The sequence below is a fragment of the Burkholderia sp. PvR073 genome, assembly GCF_054055695.1.
The window spans coordinates 271,981-278,843 of record NZ_JBSRXO010000010.1 but is presented as its reverse complement, the minus strand read 5'-3'; the positions used below and the strand labels follow the sequence as shown (position 1 = coordinate 278,843).

Below are 6,863 nucleotides of genomic sequence, written 5' to 3'. Positions count from 1 at the left end.
TCACGCTCGATACGTCGGCCGCCGCGCCCGGTGTCGCACTGACCGCCGATTCCGGCAATAGCTCGACCGATCACATCACCAACGTCGGTACACTCGATGTGTCTGGCGTAGAGACCGGCGCAGTTGTCGAATACTCGATCGACGGTGGCCATACCTGGAACACCAGCTTCAACGCCGTCGAAGGCGTGAACGACGTACAGGTGCGGCAGACCGATATCGCTGGCAATACGTCGGATCCGACGGCGTTCAGCTTCACGCTCGATACCTCAGCCGCCGCGCCCAGCGTCGCATTGACCGCCGATTCCGGCAGCAATGTCACCGATCACATCACCAATGTCGGTACGTTGAATCTTACGGGTGTTGAAACGGGCGCCGCGGTCGAATACTCGACCGATGGCGGTCATACCTGGAGCACCAGCTTCAACGCCGTCGAAGGCGTGAACGACGTACAGGTTCGGCAAACCGATGTCGCGGGCAATACGTCGGACCCGACCTCGCTCAGCTTTACGCTCGATACGTCGGCCGCTGCGCCGGGTGTCGTGCTCACGAGCGATTCCGGTAGCAGCTCGACCGATCACATCACCAATGTCGGCACGCTGAACGTCACTGGCATCGAAACCGGCGCCACCATACAGTACAGCGTCGATAACGGTGCGCACTGGAACACGAGCTTCGGCGCCGTCGAAGGACTGAACAACGTGCAGGTTCGGCAGGTCGATGTCGCGGGCAATACGTCGTCGGCCACGTCGTTCAGCTTCACGCTCGATACGTCGGTTGGTGCGCCGGGTGTTGCGTTGACCACCGACTCCGGCAGCAGCGCCACCGACCACATCACGAGCGTCGGTACACTCAACGTGTCTGGCGTGGAGACTGGCGCAGTTGTCGAATACTCGATCGATGGTGGCCACACCTGGAACACCAGCTTCAGCGCTGTCGAAGGCGTGAACGACGTGCAGATCCGGCAGACCGATGTCGCAGGCAACACGTCCGCCCCAACCTCGTTCAGCTTCACGCTCGATACGTCGGCCGCCGCACCCCGCGTCGCATTGACCGCCGATTCCGGCAGTAGCTCGACCGATCACATCACCAACGTCGGCACGTTGAATCTCACCGGTGTCGAAACCGGCGCCACCGTCGAATACTCGATCGACGGTGGCCATACCTGGAACACCAGCTTCAACGCCGTCGAAGGCGTGAACGACGTACAGGTTCGGCAAACCGATGTCGCGGGCAATACGTCGGACCCGACCTCGTTCAGCTTCACGCTCGATACGTCGGCCGCAGCACCCAGCGTTGCATTGACCACCGATTCCGGCAGCAGTGGCACGGACCATATTACCAACGTCGGCACGCTGAACCTCTCGGGCCTCGAAACCGGCGCAACCGTGCAATACAGCATCGATAACGGTGCCCATTGGAGTACCAGCTTCAGTGCCCTCGAAGGCGTGAACAACGTGCAAGTCCGCCAGATCGATGTCGCGGGCAATACGTCGGCGGCAACCTCGTTCAGCTTCACGCTCGATACCTCGGCTGCTGCGCCCGGCGTTGCGCTGACCACCGACTCGGGCAGTAGCGGGGCTGATCACATCACCAACGTCGGTACGTTGAATCTCTCAGGCATCGAGACCGGCGCAACCGTACAGTACAGTGTCGATAACGGCGCGCATTGGAACGCGAGCTTCAGCGCCGTCGAAGGGCTGAACAATGTGCAAGTTCGGCAGATCGATGTCGCGGGCAACACATCGTCAGCTACATCGCTCAGCTTCACGCTCGATACCTCAGCCGCTGCGCCGGGTGTTGCGTTGACCACCGATTCCGGCAGTAGCTCGACCGACCACATCACCAACGTCGGCACACTGAACCTCTCAGGCATCGAAACCGGCGCCACCGTGCAATACAGCGTCGACAACGGCGCGCACTGGAACACGAGCTTCAGCGCCATCGAAGGACTGAATAACGTGCAGGTTCGACAGATCGATGTCGCGGGCAACACGTCGTCAGCCACGTCGTTCAGCTTCACGCTCGACACCTCGGCCGCCGCGCCCGGTGTCGCCCTGACCACCGACTCCGGCAGTAGCGCCACCGACCACATCACCAACGTCGGCACGCTGAACGTCACGGGCATCGAAAACGGCGCCACCGTTCAGTACAGCATCGACAACGGTGCGCATTGGAGTACGAGCTTCAGTGCCGTCCAAGGCATGAATAACGTGCAAGTTCGAGAGATCGACATCGCGGGCAACACGTCGTCGGCCACGTCGCTCAGCTTCACGCTCGACACCTCGGCCGCCGCGCCCGGCGTTGCGCTGACCACCGACTCCGGTAGCAATGCCACCGACCACATCACCAACGTCGGCACGCTGAACCTCTCCGGCATCGAAACCGGCGCAACCGTGCAATACAGCGTCGATAACGGTGCGCATTGGAACACGAGCTTCAGCGCCATCGAAGGTGTGAACAATGTGCAGGTTCGGCAGATCGATGTCGCGGGCAATACGTCGGCGGCAACCTCGTTCAGCTTCACGCTCGATACGTCGGCCGCGGCGCCGGGTGTTGCGCTGACCACCGACTCGGGCAGTAGCGGCACTGATCACATCACCAACGTCGGTACGTTGAATCTCACTGGCATCGAAACCGGCGCCACCGTGCAATACAGCGTCGACAACGGGGCCCATTGGAGTACGAGTTTCGGTGCCCTCGAAGGCGTGAACAACGTGCAGGTTCGACAGGTCGATGCCGCGGGCAACACGTCGTCGGCCACGTCGTTCAGCTTCACGCTCGATACCTCGGCCGCTGCGCCCGGCGTTGTGCTGACCACCGACTCCGGCAGCAGCGCCACCGACCACATCACCAACGTCGGCACGCTGAACGTCACCGGCATCGAAACCGGCGCAACCGTACAGTACAGCATCGACAACGGCGCGCATTGGAACTCGAGCTTCAGTGCCGTCCAAGGCGTGAATAACGTGCAGGTTCGAGAGATCGACATCGCGGGCAACACGTCGTCGGCCACGTCGTTCAGCTTCACGCTCGACACCTCGGCCGCTGCGCCCGGTGTCGCGCTGACCACCGATTCCGGCAGCAGTGCCACGGACCACATCACCAACGTCGGCACGCTGAACCTCTCCGGCATCGAAACCGGCGCAACCGTTCAGTACAGCATCGATAGCGGCGCACATTGGAACACGAGCTTCAGCGCCGTCGAAGGGCTGAACAACGTCCAAGTCCGCCAGATCGACGTGGCTGGCAACACATCATCAGCTACATCGCTGAGCTTCACGCTCGATACCTCGGCCGCAGCACCCGGTGTCGTATTGACCACCGATTCCGGCAGCAGCACCACCGACCACATCACCAACGTCGGCACGCTGAACCTCTCCGGCATCGAAACCGGCGCCACCGTGCAGTACAGCGTCGACAACGGCGCACATTGGAACACGAGCTTCAGCGCCACCGAAGGCGTGAACAACCTGCAAGTCCGTCAGATCGACATCGCGGGCAATATCTCGAACGCCACGAGCTTAAGCTTCACGCTCGACACCACCGCGCCGTCGACGCTGTCATGGCAATACAATCAAGGCAGCCACACGCTGACGGCCAACACCGACACGTCCAATGTCTGGAAAGTCCTGATCCACGACAACACGACCAACGCCGATTACACGGCGACGCAGCAAACCGCCGGAACCTGGACCTACACGCAACAGAGCCTGAATCTCAACAAGGACTCCCTCACCGTGACGGAGTGGGACACCGCGGGCAACTCGCGCTCGTTGACGCAGACGGCGCCCGCCGGGGTCGCCGGATCCGAGATCAACCTGGCGCTCGCCGATCCGTCCGGCCACGCGGCCGACCTCGCGGTGACGATCGCCGGCATCCCGTCCGGCTGGACGCTGAATGCCGGCACCGACCTCGGCAACGGCGCATGGCTCGTGCCGACGAACGACCTCGGCGCGCTCACCGTCACGCCGCCCACCTCCTTCACCGGCGCCACCGTGCTCACGGTGACCGAAACCTGGACGGCCGCGGACGGCAGCCACGCCGCCGCCACGATCGCGGACAACGTCGAAGCGTACGCGGCCAACGCGCCGATCTTCGCGTGGTCGGGCGACGACCAACTGACGGGATCCGCCGGCCACGACCTGTTCGTCTTCTCGCAGCCGATCGGCAACGACACGCTGCACACGTTCGACCTCGCCGCCGACAAGATCGATCTCGTGGGCTTCACGGGCATCGCAAGCTTCAGCGACGTCCAGGCGCATCTGGCAGACGACGCGAACGGCAATGCGGTGATCACGCTGGGCGATGGCGCCACCATCACGGTAACGGGCGTGCATTCGGCCGACCTCACCGGCGACAACTTCGTGTTCGACCAGGAACCGGTCGTACAGAACGCCGGCGTCATGACGGTGAACGACGGCGCGATGCTGCCGATCGGCGGGATCGTGGAGAACACGGGCACGATCGCACTCGGCTCGACCGGCGACATCACCCGCTTCGAAATCCTCCCGAAGAGCGCGACGCTGGAAGGCGGCGGGCACGTAACGCTGTCCGACGATAGCCACAACGTCGTATTCGGCAGCACGCCGGATGCCACGCTCGTGAACGTCGACAACACGATCACGGGTGCCGGCCAGCTCGGCGCCGGCCAGCTGACGCTCGTCAACGAAGGAACGATCGTCGCCGACGGCGCCAACGCGCTCGTCATCGACACGGGCACGCACGCGGTCGCCAACGCCGGCACGCTCGAGGCGACGGGCAGCGGCGGCCTCGTGATCGAAAGCGCGGTGAACAACACGGGCAACCTGTGGGCCAACAACGGCAACCTGACGATCCACGGCGACGTGACGGGCGCCGGCAGCGCGACGATCAGCGGCGGCGCAACGCTCGATTTCGACGGCGCGTCCGCGGAAAACACGACGTTCGCCGATGGTGCCGCGGGGACGCTCAAGCTGGACCACTCCGCCGGTTTCACCGGCACGGTCAGCGGCTTCGGCGCCGGTGACGCGCTCGACCTGACCGACGTGCTGTTCGGCGATCACACGACGCTGAGCTTCACGGCCAACGACACGGGAACGGGCGGCACGCTCACGGTCAGCGACGGCGCCCACACCGCGCAGGTCGCGCTTCAAGGCAATCTGTCGGGCGGCAGCTTCCAGCTCTCGCACGATCAGGGCAGCGGCACCGTGGTCACTTACGTGCCGCCGCCGCTGCCGCACGTTCAGGAGGTTTGAGCCGCCCGGAATACCCCGTGAGCGACGTCCGACGGACGAACTCTCCTCCGGATCGTCGTTCGCGGCAGTGTGTTTGATGCATCTGTCGCGATGGCCGGTCGCATGATCGCCGGCATCGCGCAACGTATAATCGTGCCCAAGGCTGGCTGCAAACCACCGTCGGGCGACAGGAAACAGTCGATGAACAGGAACTGCCCTCTGCTTGCCGTGCTCGCATTCGCGTCGGCGCTCGCGGGCACCGCCGCGCCCGCCGCCGCGCAAAGCCTGCAGGAAGCGGTCGAGCAGGCGATCCGGACCAACCCCGAAGTCCTTGCCACGACATATAACCGGGAAGCGGCGGATCAAGGCCTGAAGCAGGCGCGAGCCGGCTACCTGCCCCGCGTGGACGTCGACGCGGCGATCGGCAAGGAGCAGCGCGACGATGTCGAAACGCGTCTGCTCGGCCTGAACCGCACGACGTTCACGCACCGGACGGCCAGCGTGACGTTGTCGCAAATGCTGTTCGACGGTTTCGCGGTCAAGAGCGAAGTGGCGCGGCAACGGGCACGCATCGACTCGTCCGCGAATCGCGTCGCGTCAACCTCGGAGGACGTGGCGCTGCGCGTGGTGGGCGCGTATCTGGAAGTCCTGCGCCGTCAGGAAACGGTCGCCGCCGCCACCGACAACCTGGAGTCCCACCGCCGGATCCACGATCAGATCAAGCTGCGCAGCGACCGCGGCGTCGGCCGGCGCGCCGACCTTTACCAGGCGGAAAGCCGGCTGGCGCTCGCGCAGGACAACCTACGCTCCGAGCAAAGCAACCTGAAAGACGCCGAAGTGGCCTACGCGCGGCTGGTGGGCGCGCCGCCGAACGTGCTCGTCAAGCCGGTCGCGCCGGAAGCCACGCTGCCGCCGACGGAACGATTCGCGCTGGATACGGCGCTGGCGAACCACCCGTCCCTCGCGGCCGCCGAGGCGGACGTCGCGCAGGCCAATGCGCACTATGACGCGGCGAAGGCCGCACTATGGCCGCGCATCGATCTGGAGCTGAGTGCGAGCCATGACCGTGACGGCGTGCTCGGTCCGACGAACGACCGCCGCGTGATGCTGCGGTTGCGCTACAACCTGTTTCAGGGCGGCGCCGACAAGGCGCATATCGGCGAAGCGCATGCGCAGATCCGGGAGGCCGAGGAAGACCGGAACCGCACGCGCCTGGAGATCGCGGAAGGCGAATCGCACGCCTACAACGCTTACGTCACCGCACGCGACCGGTTGGTCGTGCTCAAGCAGTACGTCGATTCCAGCGCGTCGACGCGCGAAGCGTACCTGTTGCAGTTCGGCATCGGTCAACGTTCGCTGCTCGACCTGCTCAATGCGGAGAACGAGTATTACAGCGCGCGCATCGATTACATCAGCGGCCAGTACGCGGAAGTGGCGAGTGCGTACCGCGTGTTCGCCGGGATGGGGCAGTTGCTCGACACGCTTCACGTCGCGCGGCCGGCGCAGGCCTGGGGCGCCGGCGGCGTGCAGCCGGCGGTGGCCTTCGACCGGCGCGCATCCGATCCCGGCAAATGACGAGGCCCCGAGGTCGCCATCGCGAGCCCGGGGCCCTTCAGTCATCGACGTTGCCGCGGTGTCGGGCATCGTCAG

At 64.6% G+C, this 6,863-nt stretch carries 2 protein-coding genes; both read left to right on the top strand.

Annotation, left to right across the window (positions count from 1 at the left end; all coding sequences use genetic code 11):
* A partial coding sequence (locus ACVK00_RS26715) for a beta strand repeat-containing protein (protein WP_456826968.1) occupies nt 1–5,234 on the top strand: 5,234 nt, incomplete at its 5' end.
* Nucleotides 5,235–5,414: 180 nt separating this feature from the next.
* Nucleotides 5,415–6,788: a TolC family outer membrane protein gene (locus ACVK00_RS26710; RefSeq protein ID WP_284894171.1), complete on the top strand. Its 1,374-nt coding sequence runs from the start codon at nt 5,415–5,417 to the stop codon at nt 6,786–6,788.
* The last annotated feature ends 75 nt before the right edge of the window (nt 6,789–6,863 follow it).

Coding starts and splice junctions, on each gene's coding strand:
- ACVK00_RS26710 (WP_284894171.1), top strand. CDS start 5,415: ATGAACAGGAACTGCCCTCTGCTTGCCGTGCTCGCATTCGCGTCGGCG.